Source organism: Shuttleworthella sp., assembly GCF_057251025.1.
Map to the genome: position 1 here is coordinate 1 of NZ_DBHIDN010000026.1, position 21004 is coordinate 21004.

Here is a 21004-nt window from a genome sequence, read left to right on the forward strand (position 1 = left end):
TGTATATGGCAGCTATGCTCTTGTCAGTGGGCATTATATTTAATATTTCAGACAAGGAAAATCAAAGTTTGAAAGAAAGGATCGTAGGTCTGGAGGAACTGGTTCATAAGCTAAAAGAGATTATTAAGGAAAAATTGCCGGAAATTTACAAGTCAATTGTGCAATCAAAGCAAAAAACGAAAAAAAGAGGTTTGGAACGATAGAAAAGAGATTGATGGTCCTCGAAAGGATCCCTCAATCTCTTGATATGCTCATTTTATTAGTTTAAGTGCAAATTCAAGATCATCCTTTTGAACCATTATTGTATATCGAACATCATAACTTTTAGATGTTCTGCCTATGCCAGCTATTTTAGATGAGTTAAATGAATGCATCCGAAATGGCATTTTAGCCTTTATTTTGTAGTCAATATGGTTTTGACTAAGAATGTCTATAATGCAATTTTTCCTTTCCGAGTTAATATTTGAGCATAGTGAAGAATATTTGAAAAGCATAATATCACCTTATTGATTATTTTGTTGCTGTTACAAAAACTTCTATTGTGTGTGGCGTCATCCCCGTAACTGAAACGGTGGCAGATGTAAATGCTCTGGCACCGGTCATGGCATCTTGAGAAGCGGGATACCAATTTACCCAACCCCAGCCAGTAGTATAGCTAAAGTAATTAGAGGTTGGGTACTTGTGTGCACTGTGTGAGAAGGGGGCTCCATCGCCATAATGAACTTCTCTATTAGAAATATTAATTAGGCTAAGGGATGGAACCCAACTACCACTGACGCCGTTGACTCGAATTTTTCTACCAGATCGATCGTAGTTAATTTTAACAGTTGCTTCAACATCGGTTTCAGTGATCGATGTATCAGAATAAAAAGGTATAATTCCAGGTGTTGGTAAAGTGAAAGTGGCAGTCGCTTCTTCAGTTATACTATTACCGTCATTTATAGAAATATGATTGGAAATTTTTTGGGGCGAAATAATAATTGTTTCACCGGTAATGTCATCTGTAATGACGGCTGATATGTTGGAAAAATGGGAATCTGTTGTGTTGTTAAATTCGTTTGGAGCCGCCAATACTGGAAGTGAAGAAAATATCAGTATTGCAGAAACCAAAACCAATGATATGATCTTTTTCATGATAAAATTATCCTTTCTGAGAAAAAATTGATGAGTTCCAAAATAGAAAAATATATCCATTGGATTCACCCCCCTTTGTCAGCATAAAAAGGATGTATTTATAAGAACATGATAATATATATCGGGGAGAATGAATAGACTGGTTATATCTGAAACACAATAGTATAATTAAAACGATAAGCTCATGAACATATACTGTTTTATCATAAAGATAAAAAACGGGTTATAGGACAAAACGTGTTGATGGCTAATCCCATTGATCATAGAATCTGTCCACCTTATGGAAGTCGCTCCAAACAATAGCATCTCCCCATATCGAGAGGCTTTTTTCTAGTTTTTGCTTCTCACTCATCTTTTTGTATATGGCAGCTATGCTCTTGTCAGTGGGCATTATATTTAATATTTCAGACAAGGAAAGCGGTTCTGGTGAGTGCATGTAACACCACCAGTAAACCGCTTTTATTCGTCTCTCAATTGAAAGTCCCCTATGGTTTCTTAGCATCTCTCTTAGCCTAGAATTAACACCTCCCTCAATACGATTATTCGTAGATGGAGGGCTAAATTCTCGCATTAAATCCTCATCAAGATAGGTGAAAATGGTATTCTCTCTGATCAACTTAAGCAGTGATCTTTCCGCTTTTAAAAGCCTCTCGTGCGTGGGCCTTTTCTTTCCGTTCTCATCAATGGTCATCTGGCTTAAAAACTCTTGATGCTTATGGGTCCAGTTTACAAAGTGTCCAACCCAGACCCCTGCCTCTTTCTTATCCTTGATTTTCGACAAGTCCTTTGCTAAGCGATATAGTTCAAATCCTGCCAACGTATTGGGACGAGAGGTCGTATATCGTTTTACTTGGCAGAATACATGGAATGTACAACGCTGATGTTTTGCGTTTGGCCATACCTTTCTTAGTGCTTTCGCAAATCCACTTCCACCATCTGAAACAACCATCCTTGGTTCCGCAATTCGCCTCATTAACGCTGTCCAAGCACCTGCATGCTCGTATCTACACAGATACCAGCCAAGAACATTCTCTCTGTCGCAACAGATCAATACACAAGCCTTTCGGCCAAGATAAATGCCATCTAAGAAGACCACGTCACTAGAGCGTTCTATCTTAGGAGGCATCGGCCAAATATCCCAGCACTTAGCTGTCTTTCTTCGAAATGTTCGTCCCTCACCAGGCATTGTCGATTGGGAATTTTTGCTAAACAGCCAATCTTGGAAGAGTTGCAGTTCCTTCGCACGATTATCAATTCTATGTGTTAGTGAGCTTTTACATTGCTTGCATAACCAACGTTGTGATCCTGCTTTTGTTTTTCCGGATTTCACACATTTATTTCCACAAACCGGACAATTTACCTGATTCATTTAATCCCCCTTGAGCCCCTCTGTTTTTTAGGAAGATTAAACCCCTTCAAACCCTTGAATACACAAGGCTTTGAGGTACTTTTTATCAACACATTTTGTCCACCCTCAAAGTTCATTGAAACAAGATTGAACCCCTCCGAGCCCTTTATTTACAAGGCTTCGGAGGGGTTTTCATCAACACGTTTTGTCCTATAACTCACAATTCCCACCATAACAACGCAACGAAAGGGACTGCAGGGAATGAATCCTCCTTTCCCCGCAGCCCCTCAACCCATGATGAGTGCAGCTTTTCCTTTCCTGTTCCGGTCTCTTACTCTTTCCCAAAGACCTGCTCTCTTAATTTCTTTCCGGTCGGCGTCGCCGCCAGACCTCCTCCGGCCGTCTCCCTGAGCGCTTCCGGCATGCTGTCTCCGACCGCCTTCATGGCCGAGATGCACTCGTCGACGGGAATCTTTAAGTCGATTCCGGACAGGGCCATGTCCGCTGCCGTAAAGGCGATCATGACACCGGAGGCATTGCGCTTGATGCAGGGGATCTCGACCAGACCGGCTACCGGATCACAGACCAGACCCATCTGATTGACAATCGCGATCCCCATGGCGGTAGCCGCCTGCTGGGGACTTCCGCCCCTGAGCTCTACCAGAGCCGCGGCCGCCATACCGGAGGCGGAACCGCACTCAGCCTGGCAACCGCCCTCCGCCCCCGCAATGGACGCTACATTGGCTACCACCAGTCCGAAGGCGCCAGCCGTAAAGAGAGCTCTGACACAGGCCTCCCGGTCCATGCCCCGATCCTCATAGGCGCTGACCAGACAGCCCGGGAGAATCCCGCAGGAGCCGGCTGTCGGCGCCGCGACAATCTTGCCCATAGCGGCATTCGAGACAGAGGCCGACAGGGCCCGTCCGACCGCCTTGGTCATGTAAGAGCCCATCCATCCGCCCTCCGGGGCATCCGCCGCGTAGCTGAGCATCTTGTAGCCCTCTCCCCCGGTCAGACCGGAGTGAGAGCGCAGATCCCTGTCGGCTCCGCGCACCGTACAGTCAATCATGACCTGAAAGGCCTCATCCATCCTGGTAATGATCTCCTCCGGACTGGTCTCCATAGCTTTCGCCTGATCTTCAATGAAGATATCGCTGATCTTTTTGCCGGACGTCTGCGCAGCATCGACCAGTTCCTGAATTGTCTCATACTTAAACATGGCGACCTCCATCAGACAGCCCGGATCAGAAGGGCTCTTTCCACATTTTCAAGACTCTCAATCTCCTCTGTCATTCCCAGAGGGGGCATCTGGTCAATCTCAATGGTCATCAGCGCCGTCGATCCCTTCTCCTTGCGGGAGAGCTTGAAATTGCCGATATTGACGTCAGAATATTTCACCCGCATGAGGTTTGTGACGTCAGCGATGACACCCGGCCGATCCCTGTGCAGAACCAGAATGGTATTGTTCTCTCCGGTGAAGTTGACCTCCATCCCGTTGACGAAGTCGACCCGGATATTGCCGCCGCCAATGCTGGCTCCCTGGACACAGCCTTCTTCTCCGCTGACCGTCCGGTAATGAATGCAGGCGGTATTGGGATGGGCTCCGGGGATGTCTCTTGGAATGAATTCGTAGGAAATTCCCCTCTGGCTGGCGATCTCCAGAGCATCCCTTATCTCCTCAGAATAGGAATGGTAGCCCATGATCCCCGCCAGAAGGGCCCGATCCGTGCCGTGCCCCTGATAGGTTCTGGCGAAGGATCCCGACAGTTCAATCCTGACCGAGGCCAGGGGCTGGTCATTGGACACCTTGTTCACCACCCTGCCCAGGCGCACTGCTCCGGCCGTATGGGAACTGGATGGACCAATCATGACCGGCCCGATGATGTGAAATACATTCATGAAAATGCCTCCGCGGCTTATGCCTGGGCGCTCTTTTCGCCACCCTGGGCAAGGAACTTATTGTAGATGGCATTGACGATCACGCCAATGGCATTGTCTCCGGATACGTTACAAGCGGTTCCGAAGGAATCCTGGGTCAGATAGAGGGCAACCATGATGGCGCAGATCGGTCCATTGGGATCGCCGGCCTCCTTGCCGAAGATCAGATAGAGGAAGGGCAGGGCCGTCATAATGGAACCGCCCGGCGCTCCGGGAGAGGCAACCATGGCCACGCCGAGAGTCATGATGAAGGGAACAACCGTGCCAAGAGAGATGGGCAGGTTGTTCATCAGGCAGACGGCTGTCGCGCAGGCAGTGATGGTAATCATGGATCCGCACATGTGGATGTTGGCGCAGAGCGGAACGACGAAGTTCCTGATCTGTTCGCTGACTCCATCCTTCTCGGCGCACTGCAGATTGACCGGAATGGTCGCCGCGGAGGACTGGGTTCCGATCGCCGTGGTGTATCCCGGGATCTGGTTCTTCATCAGCTGGAAAGGGTTCTGGTGAGAGATGCTTCCCGCCAGAGTAAACTGCGCCAGCAGATAGATCAGGTGCATGATGATAACAACCAGGAATACCTTCCAGAGGATTCCAAGGATCACATAGGTCTTGCCGGACACGGTCATATCAACGAAGGTACCGCAGATATAGAGGGGCAGAAGAGGGATGATAGCCACGTGAAGAACACGGTCAATGATGGAAGAGAAGTCCTTCATCCCATTGTAGAGAGTGTCTCCGATCTCCTTCTTGCCTCTCATGGAGGACAGGCAGAGGCCCAGCATAAAGGCCAGAACAACCGCGGAGATGGTGTCTAAAAGAGGCGGGATCTTAATAGAGAAGAAGGACTCTACGGAGTTGCCCGCTGTCGCCTGAATCTGACTCAGAGCGTCAGGCGACATGAAGGACGGGAAGAGGGCCGCGGATACCAGATAGGACAGGGTACCTGCGATCAGGGTGGAACCATATGCCATGGCCACCGTAATCAGCAAGAGCTTGCCGGCTGACTGGGTCAGGTCCGCAATTCCCATGGTGACATATGCCAGGATCATGAGTGGAATCACGAACTTGAGCACCGTGGAGAAAATGCCGGACAGCGTCACAACGGTTCTTGAGAACCAGAGCGGCATGAACTGACCGATCAGAATACCAAGGATAATGGCAATGATGAGACGCGGGACAAGGCCCAATTTCTTTTTTTCTTTCATTTCTTTCCCCTTTTCTTGAAACGAAACTGCCTGACCACTCTGATGGTCTCAACATCAGAAATGATCAGAATCTAACCACAGATATAGTATAACTTGAACGTACTATTTGTGAATTTAATCTTTTTGATAAAGTCTATGAAAATCTTTAATCGTTTTCTCTTAATCCTTATAATAAGAGTATCTGATGCGTTTGCGAAATCTACAAGATGCACGGAGTATCTGATTTGTTCATCAAATGTCCAAAACACATGCGGCATCTGATTCCTCTGTCGAATGCACAAGGCGCAGGAAGCACCTGATTCACTCCTAACATGCAAGGGATGTATGGACGTCTCATGCATCCTGTGGCAGGGCTTCCGCAAATATTCTGTGTTCAGAAGGATCGAAAGTAAAAAGGGCGGGGAAAATCTATGGAAATCCGACAACTGGTAACCTTTGAGCGCGTGGCGGAGTGTCTGAGCTTCTCCAGAGCGGCCGAACAGCTGGGCTACTCCCAGTCCACAGTCACCATCCAGATCAAGCAGCTGGAAGAGGAATACCACACCCAGCTCTTTGACCGCATTGGCCGGCACGTGCGTTTGACCTCGGAGGGCGAGCGCTTTCTGGCCTTCGCCAACGACATCTTAAACCGGATCTATGAGATGCGCAGTGATATGGGCAATGAAAATTTCAAGAAGCATCAGCTCCGCCTGGGGGTCATCGATTCTCTCATGGAATACCATCTGTCGGATGTCCTGCTCCGCCTCTATGAGCAGCACCCCAACTATCAGATCACCATCAAGTCGGCCCCGCCATCGGAGCTGGTTCAGGAGATGACCCACAATGAACTGGATATTATCTATCTCCTGGATCAGCCCATCTACGACAAGAACTGGATCAAGGCTCTGGAGGCGAAAGAATCCATTGTCTTCGTCACCTCCGCGTCATCCCCTCTGGCCAGACGCGAGAATGTCAGCATGGAGGAAGTAATTCACCAGCCCTTCTTCTCCACGGAGGCCGGCGAGAACTACCGCAAGGCCCTGGACCAGTATCTGGCCGCCCGCGGCATGGCTCTCTCATGCTTTCTCGAAATTCAGGACCCCGCCATCATTATCCGCATGCTCAAAGAGCACGGGGGCGTCTCCTTCCTCCCCTACTTCTGCGTCGTTGACCAGGTGACCGCGGGGCAGCTGGCCATCGTTCAGGTAGAGGACTTTCACATGCATATGCAGCGTCAGTGTATCTACCACCGGGACAAGTGGGTGACCGAGGAGATGCGGGCATTTCTCAAACTGATTCACTAAAAATCCGGGGCGCCTTATGTCGCTCCCCGGATCCTCATTCCAAACACCTCAATCGCTCTAATATTCTATAAAGATTTTTTGCAGGCATTTTTACAAATCTGTCCCTGAAAAAGAGGCCTTTACAACTGGTCTGAAATCACTCTTGGATCTGATCTGAACACATTTTCGAAGCTGTCCTGAAAGCTTCGAAAATCCGGCCTGAAAGCTCTCCTGAGACTGGTCTGACGCAAAATTCTCCTATCTCATAGTAATCTCTATCAAGAGCTCCCGACGTCCGGCCTCCTGTCCATTCAGTTCCAGCTGATAGGAAAGGATAAGACGCATCTTCCGATCTGAGAGATTTAAGAACTGAAACCGCTCGGTGAAGACCCTCAAATCCAAAATCCCCATCGGAGTCTGATAGTGACAGCTGGTCCACTCCCCCGGGATATAGATCAAACGATTGCTGACGGAGCCCCTGCGGACGATCTCCACCTGTCCCTCACGGATATGGATGCTTGTCGAGGCCGGTCCCTCTTCTCCTTCCGGCCCGTCCTCATAGCGCAAAAGGATGCTCCTCTCCCTCTCCAGGAGCCTTCCTCTGTAATCGCTTTGGCTCTCATTCACAAGGCCGTCCAGCGTCTCTTTGGTCAGAATCCTGATGTGAGCCTCTCTGGCGATGGGCATTAATGCCGGCTCTGATCGCGGATCACTCCTCGAACAGCCTCGATCTGATTGGCCAGGTGGGTATGCATGATGGCCTTGACATAGTCCTTGTCCTTGCGGCGCAGTCCGTCCAAAATGGCGGCATGCTCCTGGATCAGACGGGAATAGGTTCCAGCGTCCTTGATATACTCGTAGCGGTAGCGGTACATCTGTTCACGCAGGTTAGTGACGATGCTCTCAAGCTTGGGATTATCCGCCGCCTGGTAGATCACAGCGTGGAAGGCCTCGTCCGCCTCCGTGATCTTGCGGTAATTCCCGCTTCTTGTGGCCAGCTCGAAATCCTTCATGGCTGTCTCCAAATGCCTGAGGAAGTCCGGATCATCGCACATACAGGCGCGGGTAACCGCCAGTTCATCCAGGGCGTCCCGAATTTCAAGCACATCCTGCAGGTCCTTCTCGGTCATCTTGGCGACCTGGGCTCCCTTCCTGGGAATGGTCACCGCCAGCCCCTCCTGCTCCAGCATGCGAATGGCCTCGCGAATCGGGGTGCGGCTGACCCCCAGACGATTGGCCAGATGCATCTCCATCAGACGCTCGCCGGGCTTTAAATCCCCCCGCAGAATCGCATTGCGCAGGGTATTAAAAACCACGTCCCGCAGGGGAAGATAGGCATCCATATCCAGCTTTAAATCCATATGTTCCGACTGTACCATCCAAATCCTCCAGTTGATATTCGATCTGCATGAGATTGCTTTCCGAGCCAGTCCCCAGATCATGACAGGATCAGACTCCTCCTCGGGTATGACTTAAAAATACGCCTTCCAGACTCAGGTCTTCCCACTGCTCCAACAGCTTCCTCCGACAATCCCGCATTTTCCCTTCCTCTGAGAAGAAGGCAAAGACCGTAGGCCCGGAGCCGGACATCATCGCCGCGTCAGCGCCATGATCTCGCAGAACGTTCTTTAACTGCCGGATCTCGGGATGAAGAGGAATCGTCACATCTTCTAAAATATTGCCCAGCAAATGGCAGATATCGGTGTATGCCTCTCTGCGAACAGCGTCGAGAAGTCCATCAATATCGGGGTGCCGGCAGTCTGTGCAGGAGTCGAAAGCCCGATAGACCTCTCCCGTAGAGACACTGGCTGCGGGCTTGACAATCAGTGTCGGGATCTCCCGCAGAGCCGGTCTGATCGGCGTCAGGATCTGACCGATCCCCTCCGCCAGCGCGGTCCCCCCCATGAGACAATAGGGGATATCCGCCCCCAGCTGCAGGGCGAGACGCATCAGCTCTCTTCGCATAGCCTCCCTGTCATCCTGGGCAAGTCCAAAGAGCTCCGCCATTCCCAGCATCACTGCGGCTGCGTCCGCGGAGCCGCCCGCAAGACCGGCCGCCAGGGGAATACGCTTGGTCAGCTCAATGTGCAGACCGCCTGACAGGCCGTACTGCCTTCGCATCAATTCCGCCGCCCTGACGCAGAGATTGGTCTCGTCGCAGGGCAGATCCTCCCTGTCGCACTCCATGGAGATCCGTCCGTCTTCTCTTTTTTGCAGAATCAGATCATCGTGCAGATCCACCTGCTGCATCAGCATACGGACCTCGTGATATCCATCCGCCCTTCTTCCCAGGACGTCAAGCCCCAGATTGATTTTGGCGCAGGCCCTGCGTGAAATCCTCTTCATTGTCATCCCTCTGATCAGCACCTTCTATATTGTATACAAAAGTCATTATACTGGATTTCCCGGATTTCCCGCAATGTAATCTCCTCACAGCTGTTAGCCATGCATAACTTATGCTTCGCTCCTATTAGATCACTTTTTTTAGTTTTATGCAACCAAAACAGCAAAGCCATGCCCATATATCTCCTGAAACCCATGCTATATCTTAAAAGAATATATACAATCAGCAAAAAAGGACCGAACAAATGCCGATCCTTATCTTGTATCTGCCAATACAAATAGTCGTTCCAGGCGTCATCCGACCACAGCTTGTCCATTCCTCAGTCCTCAATCATTCACCGGATCCTTATCGAGGCAGTCAAAATTCCCCCAAAAGGAAAACGGCATAATCAGAAGCGCCTGATTATGCCGTTATACTCTTTAGGAAAAATCTCTTGTTGTCAACCAAGCCTGGCGACCGACAGGGTCACCTTCTCTCCGTTGATATCCCACTCCTTGGAGTAGCCGTCCACAGCTCCCTCGGCGATGGAATCCGCCATGGTCTCCGCAGTGATCTCCTCACCATGTGCCGCGCAGATCGCGCCGATCTTCTCGTTGCCGCGGTAGGCAATGGCGATGTGATCCATGACCTCGAAACCCGCCTCCTTGCGCATGGTCTGCAGCTTGGAGATGATCTCGCGGACCATTCCCTCCTCCCGCAGAGCATCGGTCAGGTTAGTATTCAGAACAACGGTCACATTGTTGTCCCCGTCCGTCACATAGCCTTCCTTCTGGGTCATGGTAATCAGGAGGTCATCCTCAGTCAGCTCGATGGAGGCGTCAACCTCGGGCAGAGTGATCTTGCCCTTCTCCTGAAGCTGGGCGTAGGCGGTATTTCCGTCCAGGCCGGACAGGGCCTTCTGAATCTGGCCCAGGAACCTGCCATACTTGGGGCCGACGGTTCTTAACTGCGGCTTGAAGATATAGGTCGTAAAGGCGGTGACATCTGTCACAAACTCAGCCTTCTTCACATTCAGCTCATCCTCAATAATGGCCGCATAGAAGTCATTCAGACGATTCTCCGCCTTGATGTACATCTGGGCCAGGGGCTGGCGATTCTTGATGTTGGAGGCATTGCGGCAGGCGCGGCCGAAAACAACGATCTTCAGCAGCTCCTTCATGTCGGATTCCAGCTTCTCATCAATCAGGCTCTCATCGCAGGCAGGGAAGTCACACAAATGAACGGATTCGGGCGCATCCGCATCCAGGCTGCAGACCAGGTTGCGGTAGATCTCATCGGTCATGAAGGGGATCATGGGAGCGGCGAGCTTAACGAAGGTCACCAGACAGGTATAGAGAGTCAGATAGGCATTGATCTTGTCCTGCTCTAATCCCTTCGCCCAGTAACGCTGGCGGCTCCTCCTGACATACCAGTTAGACAGGTCGTCAATGAAATCCTGCAAGGCTCTTCCGGCCTCGGGGATCCGGTAGGCTCCCAGATTCTCGTCGACTGCCTTAACCGTGGAGTTCAGGCGGCTGAGTGCCCAGCGATCCATGACGGACAGCTGATCCGTCTGCAAGCGGTACTTCGTGGGATCAAAGGCGTCAATGTTGGCGTAGAGGACATAGAAGGCATAGGTGTTCCAGAGGGTGTTGAGGAACTTGCGCTGTCCCTCCTCCACTGCCTTGCCATGGAACTTATTGGGCAGCCAGGGGTTGGAGTTGGTGTAGAAGTACCAGCGAATGGCGTCCGCCCCGTAGGTGGACAGGGCCTCCATGGGGTCGACGGCATTGCCCTTGGACTTGGACATCTTCTGTCCCTTGCCGTCCAGGACATGGCCCAATACAATGACGTTCTTATAGGGAGCCCTGCCGAAGAGAATGGTGGACTCCGCCATCAGAGAGTAGAACCAGCCGCGGGTCTGATCAACCGCCTCTGAGATGAAGTCCGCGGGGAACTGCTGCTCGAACTTGTCCTGATTCTCGAAGGGATAATGATGCTGGGCATATGGCATGGCGCCGGAGTCGAACCAGACGTCTACAACCTCGGGGACACGGTGCATGGGCTTCCCACAGTGAGGGCAGGGGAAGGTCACCCGGTCGATATAGGGCCGATGCAGCTCAATGTCCGCCATGGCGGCATCTTTGGTCTTCTCAACCAGCTCGGCGCGAGACCCGATGCATTCCTGGTGACCGCAATCATCGCACTCCCAGATATTCAGGGGAGTTCCCCAATAGCGGTTGCGGGAAATGCCCCAATCCTGGATATTCTCCAGCCAGTTGCCGAATCTCCCCTCACCGATTGACGGTGGAATCCAGTTGACCGACTTGTTGTTCTTGACCAGGTCATCCTTGACAGCCGTCATCTTGATAAACCAGGACTCTCTCGCGAAGTAGAGCAGGGGAGTATCACATCTCCAGCAGTGGGGATAGTCATGCTCAAAGCTGGGCGCGTCAAAGAGGAGGCCTCTCTCCTCCAGATCGGCCAAAACCGCCGGATCAGCGGACTTGGCCCCATTTGCCATCTCCTCCTCTGTGGGCTTGCAGCGCATCCCGGCAAAGGGGGTCTCCGCCTTCATACAGCCCTTCTCGTCCACCATCTGAACGAAGGGGAGGTCGTATTTGCGGCCGACACGGGCATCGTCCTCACCAAAGGCGGGAGCCTCGTGGACGATACCGGTACCATCGGACATGGTGACATAGTCATCGACCTCAATGAAGAAGGCCTTCTTGTGTGACTTTTCAACCGCCTTCGCTGCGCAGTCATAGAGGGGCTCATACTCACGGTACTCAAGATCCGCGCCCTGCATGGTCTCAATGATCTGATAGGCGGGCTGACCATCTTTGGCCAGGGGACCCAGGACCTTATCCAGGAGTGCCTTGGCCATATAGTAGGTGAATCCGTCAACGCATTTGACCTTGGCATAGACCTCAAGGGGATTCACGCAGAGAGCAATGTTGGAGGGCAGAGTCCAGGGCGTCGTAGTCCAGGCCAGGAAATACGCGTCTTCTCCCTTGGCCTTAAAGCGAACGACTGCCGACCGTTCCCTGACCGTCTTATAGCCCTGCGCCACCTCCTGCGAGGACAGGGGAGTCCCGCAGCGGGGGCAGTAGGGGACGACCTTAAATCCCTTGTAGAGCAGCTTCTTGTCCCAGATCTGCTTGAGTCCCCACCACTCGGACTCGATGAAGTTGTTGTCATAGGTAATGTAAGGGTGATCCATATCAGCCCAGAAACCAACGGCACCGGAGAAATCCTCCCACATGCCCTTGTACTCCCAGACAGACTCCTTGCACTGCTCGACAAAGGGCTGGATGCCGTACTCCTCGATCTGGTCTTTGCCGTCCAGTCCAAGCTTCTTCTCGACACCGATCTCGACGGGAAGTCCGTGAGTGTCCCAGCCGGCCTTGCGAGGAACGAAATTGCCCTTCATGGTCTGATACCTGGGGATCATATCCTTGATCACACGGGTTAAGACATGGCCGATATGGGGCTTCCCGTTCGCCGTCGGAGGACCGTCATAGAAGGTAAAGGTTGACTGCTTTTTGGAGGGATCCATCGATTTCTCGAAGATATGATGATCCTCCCAGAATTTCCTGGTCTCTCTCTCCCTCTGAACGAAGTTGAGGTCATTTGTCACTTTCCTGTAAGTAGACATGCTCTATCCTTTCTCTGGTATAAAAAAATCCCCCGTCCGCACAGGACAAGAGACTCTTGCTAACCACCCATACGAAGTACTTGATTCCTCCCGCTCGACTTCAGCTCGCTCCGTCAGACCACACCTTTTCGTCGGTCGACCTCGCGTCTGTACGATACCGGGATTCCCGCATACACGCTCTCCGTAACGGGGAGATACCGTCCTTCCTACACAGGCACACGACAAATTCCCTTCTCCTGATCCGCTTCTCCCTATTAAAAATCAAGGGAAGAGAAGATCCTCTCAAATCAGAAAATGTCCGCGCCCTTCAGTCGGCTGCCAGGAAGTGATTTTCATGGAGCTGCTAAGGTCCGATCTCTCACCAACATCGGCTCGCTCATCCGTCGCCTGCTCGACTACTCTCTTCCTCATTGCTTTGAAATATAAAAGACGCTCCTATTATAGAGAGGGAAGCCCTCTGCGTCAATCACTTCCCCTCAGCGCTGCTCTGCGTTCTGCAAATCTCCGTTATTGATGTCTGGTGTGACTGGTGCAATTTACGATTTTGATATTTCAACAAAAATTGCTCTATGATCCGATTCACCTAGCTTTAATACATCAACTTTTTTTACACGACAAGTATCTTTCGGTATTAGAACATGATCAATTGAGGTTGACATCCATATTGGTAAACGGGAATGCCATGTTCCACGTCTAAATCTTGATAAATAATCAAGCACGTCTTCATGTGTCGTTATATGATTCAATGCGCCATGTCTTAGCGTTGCATTAAAATCGCCTATAATTATGGCCTTGGGATTGTCCAATATAATATTTGAGGATATTACATTTAAATCTCTATTCCAATTACTCATGAAACCTAACAATGGCGGAGCCGTGTGCAACCCGATAATATCTGGCATATCTTCATTTGTTGATTTTAAATATATAGTCCCAAATTGAGTCATTAAACTTTGTTTAGTGTCAATATATTTTGAGAAACTTTTTTTGGTAACAAGAGTAACCGGAGCAATATCCCCACTTGTAGGAGCAGAAGTAAATACTTCATATTTACTATAATCAATATGGATCGTTTCAAACAGCTCTTTTAATCTATTGTCAGCCGGGTCTCCCTTATAATATCCTTCCAGCTCCGGAAAAACTGCAATATCAGCGTCAAATTCACCAAATATTTTATAAATATCTTTTCCTTCAAGTTTATTTTCAACATTCCACTCAACTATTTTGATGTTGTTATCCGTATAAATATCTGTATTTTTAGTGGGGTTTATGCCAAATACAATTAACACGGCAGATGTAATCAAAGCCAATCCCCATAACCAAAAGGACAAATTTTTATATCCATTCTTGTGTATCCTTAACACTAATGCAACTGCTGAAGTAAGACCTATTACACATCCGAACAACACTGTAAACGAGTAAAAGTGCGCAACTATCACCTTGGTAGATAGAATCTTATTAAAATTGGTGCTAAAAAAAAACAATGCGTAATGGTTATACACATATAGAATGCCACTATCCCCACAGAAATAATGTTTTTCCCTCTACATTTCATCGCATTCTAACTCCATTAAAAAATTGAGGTTCCCTTCAGCGCCGCTTGCATATTCACATCAACGCCGCTCGCCTCCTGCCCCTGCTCGAAGAGGATATTCTGCCCGGGTTGATTCATCAGCATTTTCAGAAAGTTCGGATTGCCCGCAATCCTGACATAGGAGCCGATCAGAAGGGTCAGGGAGGCAAGCGCCATGGCAATTCCCATAATTGCCTGCCAGCGACCCGCCTTGCTCGAATAGCGAACCAGCTGAATCACCCCAAAGGCGATCGCCGCTATAGCCACTAAGACATTGAGTCCCGTCGCAAAAAAAGCCAATGCGAAGACTCCCATCCAAAGAGCCCTCATTCCATTGGTTCGGTCAATAATCCTCCCATAGGAATCCCTCGGTCTGGGGTCATAGGGAACCTGATAGCGCTTCATACCCTGCTGCTGACCGTCCCGCGGACGATCACCCCAATCCTCTGACCCCTGCTGCCAGGAATGATTTGTCTCCTTCTGGTCCGATTCATAAGAATCAAATTGCCGGTTCTGATCCATCTCAGACCTCCTCTTCCTCCTGAAAATCTCCCCATCAATTGAACTTCATAATCTTTCTGGTCAGCTGATAGGCCTTGACCGAGAGTCTGCGGCCGGTGGGGCCGGGCAGGTTCATGGCACTTCCCATAATGCCGTAGCGCACCTTCATATAGGTGCGGCGATCCTTCTGCTTCATGTAGCGCCAGAGGGCCCTGACCTTCTCCAGATTCTCCTTGTCATGGGAGAGGTAGGCCATAGATGTGGTGACCACTGTAATCATCTCCAGATAGCCCAGCATATACTTGCGCAGGTGCTTCTCCGTCACCTTCCAGGGATCCACGGAGTCGATCATGAGATAGTTGACCCGCAGCTGCTGGTCAATGCGCTTGATCATGGTCTGCTCGGCAACGGACTGTCCCTCCCTGCCGATAAAGTAGCGATAGAAGTTCACGTTCAGATAGTAGAGGGTCTTCACGTGCGGAAGGGGGACATAGACGAAGAGATTGTCCACATAGAAGGTGTGCTTGGGCAGCTCCAGACCGCAGTCGCGAAGCATCTGGGTCCGATAGGTCACAGAGTGCATCAGGATGGTAAATCCCTTGATGTTGTGCTTCATCTCATTCCAGCCGATCACCTTGTTCTGGGGGAAGAGCAGGCTATAGACCATGCGGCGTCTGGTGTTCTCATGAACTTTCTCATAGACATAGTTGGTCAGCAGCATATCCACCGGAGTCCCCTGGCGAACCAGGCGCTTTAAGGTACTCAACACCTGCACATAGGCCTCGGGATCGACCCAGTCGTCGGAGTCAACCACCTTATAGTAGATGCCCTGCGCATTCCTGAGTCCCGCGTTGACCGCCTCCCCGTGGCCGCCGTTGGGCTGATGGATGGCCCGACAAATTCCGGGGTACCGGGCCGCGTAGTCGTCCGCGATCTCTCCGGTCCGATCCGTCGATCCGTCGTCCACAATCAAAATCTCCACGTCCTCTCCGCCGGGCAGGAGGGAGTTGATGCACTTCTCCATGTAGTCCTGCGAATTATAAGAGGGAATGGCAAATGTAATAATCTTCATACGATCTCCATCTCGCGAATCGACTTCGCATACAGAAATTCCTGTCTTTGGTTCCGGGAAAACCCCTGCCGCGTCCTTCCTCTCCTGGATATCTTCATTGTAACGCTTCCGGTCGATTTGAAGTGGGTTTTCAACTGCCCTTTTCGTCTGCCGATGATCCTATTGTAGCAGTCCGTCAGAACCCTGACCCTTAATCTTTCCTGATATTTTCTCTTCGCGGTCTTTGGTCTTTATCGTCTTAGGCTGCGAATTTTACGGTCCTTGCCGATATGCCTTTTACAGCGACTCAAAGTCCCATTACTCTATCTTCTCTTTTTGGCCCCCGCTCCAATTGAATGGCTTTCGCATAGGCCGCAAACGCGGACGGAATGGCATATTTCCTGGAAATCTCCCCTATGTCCACGGGCCAGGATATCTTGTCAGCGGGCACATTTTCAACCATCTCTTTTGCCAGCTCGGCATCCGACACCCGGATCTCATAACCGATCATACGCCACTCGACGTGGCTGAAGATGTGCCTGGCCTCCTCCAGTCTCCTGATCCGCAGGGGCTCATAGCCCAGCTGCTCGGCATAGGCCAGGGCGGCCTCCTCACTCAAATGCTCTCTGACATTGGGAAACTCATAGAGTCCCGCCAGAAGCCCCCTGTCCGGTCTTCGGTCGATGACTACCCTTGACCCGTTTCGAACAATGAAAACCGTCCTCTCCTCAATGCGCCTGGGCTTCCCCTTGGATCGCACCGGCAGATGATCCCAGCTTCCATGTCTGTTCGCCAGGCAATACTTTCCCCAGGGACACTGCCCGCAGAGGGGATCCCCATTCGGCAGGCAGGCGGTAGCTCCGATCTCCATCATCGCCTGATTAAAGATCCCTGATCCGGACGCGGGCATCACACCCTCTAAAGCAGCCTGGGCCCGTTTTTTGGCCAGATCACTCTTGATGTCGATATCATCCTCCGAGACCCTGGCCAGAATGCGGAGCACATTCCCGTCCACCGCTGGTGCAGGCAGGTCAAAGGCAATGGAAGAAATCGCCCCCGCCGTGTAGGGGCCGATTCCGGGCAGAGAGAGAATGGCATCATAATCGGAGGGCATCTGTCCCCCGAACTTCTCCAAAATGACCTCGGCCGCCTTTTGCATATTGCGGACTCTGGAATAATAGCCGAGGCCCTCCCAGAGCTTATTGAGCTGGTCCTGCGGACAGGCCGCCAGATCCGCGATGGAGGGAAGAGCTGCAAGGAAGCCCTGATAATATGGCTTGACCGCCTCCACCCGGGTCTGCTGCAGCATGATCTCTGAGACCCAGATATGGTAGGGGTCTCTGTCGCGCCGCCAGGGCAGATCTCTCTTATTTACTTGAAACCAGTCCATGGCCGGGGTGACCAGGGGCAACAGATCAAACTGATCCAGCATTATTTACCTCACGTCGGAGAACTTCCGTACCACTATTTCGCACGAAATCACTATCTCACACGAAATCACTATTTCGCACGAATCGAATTCATCTGCGGCTTATCTTACCATCTGCGGCTTGTCTTATCATCTGCAGCTTGTCTCACCATCTGTTCCGCTGTGCGATACCGGGCAATGAGAAAAGCCTTCCTCCCAAAATTATCTTTCATGCATTTATTTCAAAATAAATCGCCCTGCACATTGGTATCTTGCTGAGCTATACCATAATATAGCCTTGCCTCTTTTAAAACACAAACTGCCCTGTATGGTTCACCTATGATCCCTCAAACAGTCTCAAAGACTTGTTATATCGTCACAATAACCTATCACATGATCACAATAAAGGGTTATAAGACAAAATATAAGTGAAATATGCTGATAATCTATCCTGCAATCACAAGGATCTCTCGGACATCTCGGACATAATAAAAAAGGTGACTCTCCCAAAAAGAAGTCACCTCATTCCGCCCACAGCCCTTGCACAGCCCTTGCTCCGACTGATCAGATCTCTTTAAGCTTCCTTTCTGTAAGCAGGCCTCCTACAGCTTCTGATCCCCGAGTTTAACCCAGCCGGCCTTCTTGACAACCATATGAATCAGCAGGGTCAAAACCGCTGGTAAGACCAGAGAAATAAGGACCAGACCAATCCAGTCTCCGGCAGAGATCCCCGCCTTAAGCCCCTTATCAATATCACTGATCCAACCGGAATAGACTCCCAGAGGGCCTACCAGGCCGCAGGTTCCCATCCCGCTGGAAATAGCCGGTCCGTCCATCTTCAGTTGAAAGATGCAGGTGGCAATCGGGCCTGTAATTGCGGAGGCGAGAGTCGGAGCGATCCAGATCCGGGGATTTTTGACAATATTGCCCATCTGGAGCATAGAGGTGCCGATTCCCTGAGATACAAGGCCGCCGACCCCGTTTTCCCTGTAGGAGGCAACCGCAAAACCGACCATCTGCGCGCAGCAGCCCGCCAGGGCCGCCCCGCCTGCCAGTCCGGTCAAACCGAGCGCGGCGCAGATAGCCGCCGAGGAGATGGGCAGGGTAAGCGCAATCCCGACGACAACCGAGACGATAATTCCCATGAAAAAAGGCTGCAGCTCTGTGGCCCACACAATAATACTTCCCAGCTGCATCGCCGCGGAACCCAGGAGTGGGGCAATGGCCCAGGATAAGGCCACACCGATTCCGATGGTGACTGCCGGCGTGACCAGAATATCAACCTTGGTCTCCTTAGACACGGCCTTGCCGCATTCTGCGGCAATAATTGCGACAAACAAGACGGCGAGAGGGCCGCCCGCGCCGCCCAAGGCATTGGAGGCGAAGCCGACGGTGATCAGTGAAAAGAGAACCAGGGGCGGGGCGGACAGAGCATAGCCGATGGCGCACGCCATGGCAGGACCGCTCATGGCCATGGCCATACCGCCCACGGTATAGTCGATTCCCGCGATGGTGGCGATGGTTCTGGAGAGAGCGGCGATATGAAACTGCGTCCCCAGAGTATTAATAATAGTTCCGACCAGAAGCGAACAGAACAGGCCCTGGGCCATTGCCCCAAGCGCGTCGATCCCATAGCGCTTCCCGGAAATAACAATATTCTTTCTCTTGAGAAAGGATTGAAGAGTGGACATGAGAGCCTCCTTGCGCATATATGTCATGACACCTGCATATACACTATGGAAAGCCCTCCGAAAAGTCAATCCTTTTTTACACTCCGCTCTTCCAGCCGCATGGTATTTTTTGTTTCCGGCCGCATGATTGCCACTTAATATCTCTTTTGACTCCGGCTGCATGGTAAAAATACCGTGGCAAAAGCTTATTCCCTTCTGCCGCAGGCAATATTACAACTCACCTCCCTGCCTTATGACAGGAGAATACCAAGCTCCCGAAGCTTCTCCCGGATCCGGTCGAATGACTCCGGGTTTTTACAGCTGATTGTGTGAAGGTGAATCCCGTCGGTGAGCATAGACAGGGGAGCGGCCTTACTGTCCCTGACCCGGTTGACGAAATCCTCGGCCTCCATCCGGTTTGAAATCTGCAGATTGCCGACCAGTTCTCCATAGAGGGGATGCTCGACAATCACGTCCACGAGACTGCCGCCGCAGTCAACGATCGCGTTCAACTCCTCCTGGATCTGTGAGGCGTCGTGCTTGCAGGCAATCTGACAGACCGGCAGTCCGGTTTCTTTCGGGAGAATATATCCCCTGGGCGTCGCCGTGATCTTATGTCCCTCCGCCCGAAGAATGGCAATATCTCCGACAATAATCTGCCTGCTGACTCCGAATTCCCCCGCGAGCGCCGAAGCGCTGATGGGTCTGTCCGCCGACTGCAGTTCCTCCAACAGCCCGCTCTTGCGTTTCTTCCTGTCCACTGATCTTCCTCCCGCAAATTCCATCCGCCCGCCTGCCCTCGATTTCTCCGACAGAATCCAATCCACCGTCTGCCTCACATGAAGTTTACCACAGATAGCCGATTCCAATTGAATTCCATCTGTTAAAGAATTACCATGATCTTAAGAGATGCCAAGGGGCATCGCCATTGTCTTGATAAGGAGAGTGAATATGACAGAATTCAAGCACCTGACCCTGGATGTCGCTGAGGAAATCGCAACCTTGAAGATCAGCAATCCCAAGTCTCTCAACGCCTTAAACACCGAGACCCTTGAGGAGTTGAACGTCGCCCTGACCGAGATTGAGGCCAGAGACGACATCAAGGTTCTGATCCTGACCGGCGGACCCTGCTTTAACAAGAAGCTGGGCGGCGACGACCCCTATCGGTCCTTTGTTGCCGGCGCCGATATCTCCGAGATGGCGGGATTCACCGCCCCCCAGGCCAGAGCCTTCGGCATCCGCGCCTCCAAGCCCTTCTTCAAGCTCATGGAGATGCGCCAGGTGACCATCGCCGCAGTCAACGGCTTTGCCTTCGGCGGCGGGAATGAGATCGCCATGGCCTGCGATATCCGCGTTGCCTCTGACAATGCCCTCTTCGGCCAGCCCGAGACCGGCCTGGGAATCATCCCCGGCTTTGGCGGCACCCAGCGCCTCGCCCGTCTGGTCGGCATGGGACGCGCCAAGGAGCTGATCTTCACCTGCGATAATATCGACGCCCAGGAGGCCTACCGCATCGGCCTGGTCAACAAGGTTGTCCCCAAAGAAGACCTCTATCCCACCTGTCAGGCAATGGCCAAGAAGATCATCTCCAAGGGCTCTTACGCCAATTCCATCGCCAAGGCTGCCATCAACAACGGCTATGACATGGACATCAGAAACGCTGTCGAAATGGAGGCCAACCTCTTTGGCGTGGTCAATGACACCCATGACAAGAGAGAGGGTATGGGCGCCTTCTTAGAGAAGAGAGCCGCTGATCTGACGGATTTCTGACCCTTAAAGAGACCAGACAAGGTTCTGGTGCTTTTCGGATAAAGGGGCTGTGAGGAAGCGTTCCGTTTCCTCACAGCCCCTTTATTATGACAGGCATCTTTAATTTGAGTTATAGGACAAAATGTGTTGATGAAAACCCCTACAAGCCCTTGTAAATAAA

18 protein-coding genes are annotated in these 21004 nt (G+C 51.3%); 3 read left to right on the forward strand and 15 right to left on the reverse strand.

The window, feature by feature from the left end; all coding sequences use genetic code 11:
- Positions 1 to 203, forward strand: a 203-nt coding sequence (locus ACO5R6_RS06590) for a hypothetical protein (protein WP_485626398.1), incomplete at its 5' end; no start/stop codon positions are given.
- 307 nt (positions 204 to 510) lie between these two features.
- On the opposite strand, the gene ACO5R6_RS06595 is transcribed toward ACO5R6_RS06590, so the two are convergent.
- The 5 genes from ACO5R6_RS06595 to ACO5R6_RS06615 all read right to left on the reverse strand — a co-directional run bounded on the left by ACO5R6_RS06595 (position 511) and on the right by ACO5R6_RS06615 (position 5628).
- A complete protein-coding gene (locus ACO5R6_RS06595) occupies positions 511 to 1194 on the reverse strand; it encodes a hypothetical protein (protein ID WP_156923172.1) in 684 nt (227 codons plus the stop codon).
- 187 nt (positions 1195 to 1381) lie between these two features.
- On the reverse strand, positions 1382 to 2503 hold the full coding sequence (locus tag ACO5R6_RS06600) for an IS1249 family transposase (RefSeq protein WP_485626399.1): 1122 nt from the start codon (positions 2501 to 2503) through the stop codon (positions 1382 to 1384).
- A 310-nt stretch (positions 2504 to 2813) separates the two neighbouring features.
- Positions 2814 to 3701 carry an L-serine ammonia-lyase, iron-sulfur-dependent, subunit alpha gene (gene sdaAA / locus ACO5R6_RS06605; protein WP_485626400.1) on the reverse strand — a complete coding sequence of 296 codons (888 nt, stop codon included), beginning with the start codon at positions 3699 to 3701 and terminating at the stop codon, positions 2814 to 2816.
- Between the two features lie 11 nt (positions 3702 to 3712).
- Positions 3713 to 4381: an L-serine ammonia-lyase, iron-sulfur-dependent subunit beta gene (gene sdaAB / locus ACO5R6_RS06610; protein WP_485626401.1), complete on the reverse strand. Its 669-nt coding sequence runs from the start codon at positions 4379 to 4381 to the stop codon at positions 3713 to 3715.
- A gap of 17 nt (positions 4382 to 4398) precedes the next feature.
- Positions 4399 to 5628, reverse strand: coding sequence for a dicarboxylate/amino acid:cation symporter (locus ACO5R6_RS06615; protein WP_485626402.1), 1230 nt, complete (start codon positions 5626 to 5628; stop codon positions 4399 to 4401).
- A 410-nt stretch (positions 5629 to 6038) separates the two neighbouring features.
- Here ACO5R6_RS06615 and ACO5R6_RS06620 point away from each other — a divergent pair, with 410 nt between their 5' ends.
- A complete protein-coding gene (locus ACO5R6_RS06620) occupies positions 6039 to 6911 on the forward strand; it encodes a LysR family transcriptional regulator (RefSeq protein ID WP_485626403.1) in 873 nt (290 codons plus the stop codon).
- 237 nt (positions 6912 to 7148) lie between these two features.
- On the opposite strand, the gene ACO5R6_RS06625 is transcribed toward ACO5R6_RS06620, so the two are convergent.
- The 10 genes from ACO5R6_RS06625 to ACO5R6_RS06670 form a co-directional block, all read right to left on the reverse strand.
- Positions 7149 to 7577 carry a YwiB family protein gene (locus ACO5R6_RS06625; protein ID WP_485626404.1) on the reverse strand — a complete coding sequence of 143 codons (429 nt, stop codon included), beginning with the start codon at positions 7575 to 7577 and terminating at the stop codon, positions 7149 to 7151.
- A complete protein-coding gene (locus ACO5R6_RS06630) occupies positions 7577 to 8269 on the reverse strand; it encodes a GntR family transcriptional regulator (RefSeq protein WP_044959422.1) in 693 nt (230 codons plus the stop codon). The genes ACO5R6_RS06625 and ACO5R6_RS06630 overlap by 1 nt, the downstream gene beginning before the upstream one ends.
- Positions 8270 to 8339: 70 nt before the next feature.
- Positions 8340 to 9236 (reverse strand): 4-(cytidine 5'-diphospho)-2-C-methyl-D-erythritol kinase, encoded by an 897-nt coding sequence (gene ispE, locus ACO5R6_RS06635; RefSeq protein WP_485626405.1) that lies wholly within the window; start codon positions 9234 to 9236, stop codon positions 8340 to 8342.
- 437 nt (positions 9237 to 9673) lie between these two features.
- Complete coding sequence (ileS, locus tag ACO5R6_RS06640; RefSeq protein ID WP_485626406.1) at positions 9674 to 12871, reverse strand: isoleucine--tRNA ligase; 3198 nt, start codon at positions 12869 to 12871, stop codon at positions 9674 to 9676.
- A 536-nt stretch (positions 12872 to 13407) separates the two neighbouring features.
- Positions 13408 to 14202: an endonuclease/exonuclease/phosphatase family protein gene (locus ACO5R6_RS06645; protein WP_485626407.1), complete on the reverse strand. Its 795-nt coding sequence runs from the start codon at positions 14200 to 14202 to the stop codon at positions 13408 to 13410.
- Positions 14203 to 14441: 239 nt separating this feature from the next.
- On the reverse strand, positions 14442 to 14966 hold the full coding sequence (locus ACO5R6_RS06650) for a DUF308 domain-containing protein (protein ID WP_485626408.1): 525 nt from the start codon (positions 14964 to 14966) through the stop codon (positions 14442 to 14444).
- A gap of 34 nt (positions 14967 to 15000) precedes the next feature.
- Complete coding sequence (locus ACO5R6_RS06655; protein ID WP_485626409.1) at positions 15001 to 16017, reverse strand: glycosyltransferase family 2 protein; 1017 nt, start codon at positions 16015 to 16017, stop codon at positions 15001 to 15003.
- Positions 16018 to 16303: 286 nt separating this feature from the next.
- Positions 16304 to 17428: an A/G-specific adenine glycosylase gene (locus ACO5R6_RS06660; protein ID WP_485626410.1), complete on the reverse strand. Its 1125-nt coding sequence runs from the start codon at positions 17426 to 17428 to the stop codon at positions 16304 to 16306.
- Between the two features lie 578 nt (positions 17429 to 18006).
- Positions 18007 to 19095 carry a PTS sugar transporter subunit IIC gene (locus ACO5R6_RS06665; RefSeq protein ID WP_485626411.1) on the reverse strand — a complete coding sequence of 363 codons (1089 nt, stop codon included), beginning with the start codon at positions 19093 to 19095 and terminating at the stop codon, positions 18007 to 18009.
- A 230-nt stretch (positions 19096 to 19325) separates the two neighbouring features.
- On the reverse strand, positions 19326 to 19835 hold the full coding sequence (locus ACO5R6_RS06670; RefSeq protein ID WP_314057381.1) for a transcription repressor NadR: 510 nt from the start codon (positions 19833 to 19835) through the stop codon (positions 19326 to 19328).
- 190 nt (positions 19836 to 20025) lie between these two features.
- On the opposite strand from ACO5R6_RS06670, the gene ACO5R6_RS06675 reads away from it, so the two are divergent.
- Entirely contained in the window at positions 20026 to 20844 is an 819-nt protein-coding gene (locus ACO5R6_RS06675; protein ID WP_044959358.1) for an enoyl-CoA hydratase-related protein, read from the forward strand.
- Positions 20845 to 21004 lie beyond the last annotated feature (160 nt).

Bases quoted from the DNA above. Each gene is read 5' to 3' on its own strand.
- ACO5R6_RS06650 (WP_485626408.1), bottom strand. From the start codon at position 14,966: ATGGATCAGAACCGGCAATTTGATTCTTATGAATCGGACCAGAAGGAG.
- ACO5R6_RS06660 (WP_485626410.1), bottom strand. From the start codon at position 17,428: ATGCTGGATCAGTTTGATCTGTTGCCCCTGGTCACCCCGGCCATGGAC.
- ACO5R6_RS06595 (WP_156923172.1), bottom strand. From the start codon at position 1,194: ATGGATATATTTTTCTATTTTGGAACTCATCAATTTTTTCTCAGAAAG.
- sdaAA (WP_485626400.1), bottom strand. From the start codon at position 3,701: ATGTTTAAGTATGAGACAATTCAGGAACTGGTCGATGCTGCGCAGACG.
- ileS (WP_485626406.1), bottom strand. From the start codon at position 12,871: ATGTCTACTTACAGGAAAGTGACAAATGACCTCAACTTCGTTCAGAGG.
- ACO5R6_RS06655 (WP_485626409.1), bottom strand. From the start codon at position 16,017: ATGAAGATTATTACATTTGCCATTCCCTCTTATAATTCGCAGGACTAC.
- ACO5R6_RS06625 (WP_485626404.1), bottom strand. From the start codon at position 7,577: ATGCCCATCGCCAGAGAGGCTCACATCAGGATTCTGACCAAAGAGACG.
- ACO5R6_RS06600 (WP_485626399.1), bottom strand. From the start codon at position 2,503: ATGAATCAGGTAAATTGTCCGGTTTGTGGAAATAAATGTGTGAAATCC.
- ACO5R6_RS06675 (WP_044959358.1), top strand. From the start codon at position 20,026: ATGACAGAATTCAAGCACCTGACCCTGGATGTCGCTGAGGAAATCGCA.
- ACO5R6_RS06665 (WP_485626411.1), bottom strand. From the start codon at position 19,095: ATGTCCACTCTTCAATCCTTTCTCAAGAGAAAGAATATTGTTATTTCC.
- ispE (WP_485626405.1), bottom strand. From the start codon at position 9,236: ATGAAGAGGATTTCACGCAGGGCCTGCGCCAAAATCAATCTGGGGCTT.
- sdaAB (WP_485626401.1), bottom strand. From the start codon at position 4,381: ATGAATGTATTTCACATCATCGGGCCGGTCATGATTGGTCCATCCAGT.
- ACO5R6_RS06620 (WP_485626403.1), top strand. From the start codon at position 6,039: ATGGAAATCCGACAACTGGTAACCTTTGAGCGCGTGGCGGAGTGTCTG.
- ACO5R6_RS06630 (WP_044959422.1), bottom strand. From the start codon at position 8,269: ATGGTACAGTCGGAACATATGGATTTAAAGCTGGATATGGATGCCTAT.
- ACO5R6_RS06615 (WP_485626402.1), bottom strand. From the start codon at position 5,628: ATGAAAGAAAAAAAGAAATTGGGCCTTGTCCCGCGTCTCATCATTGCC.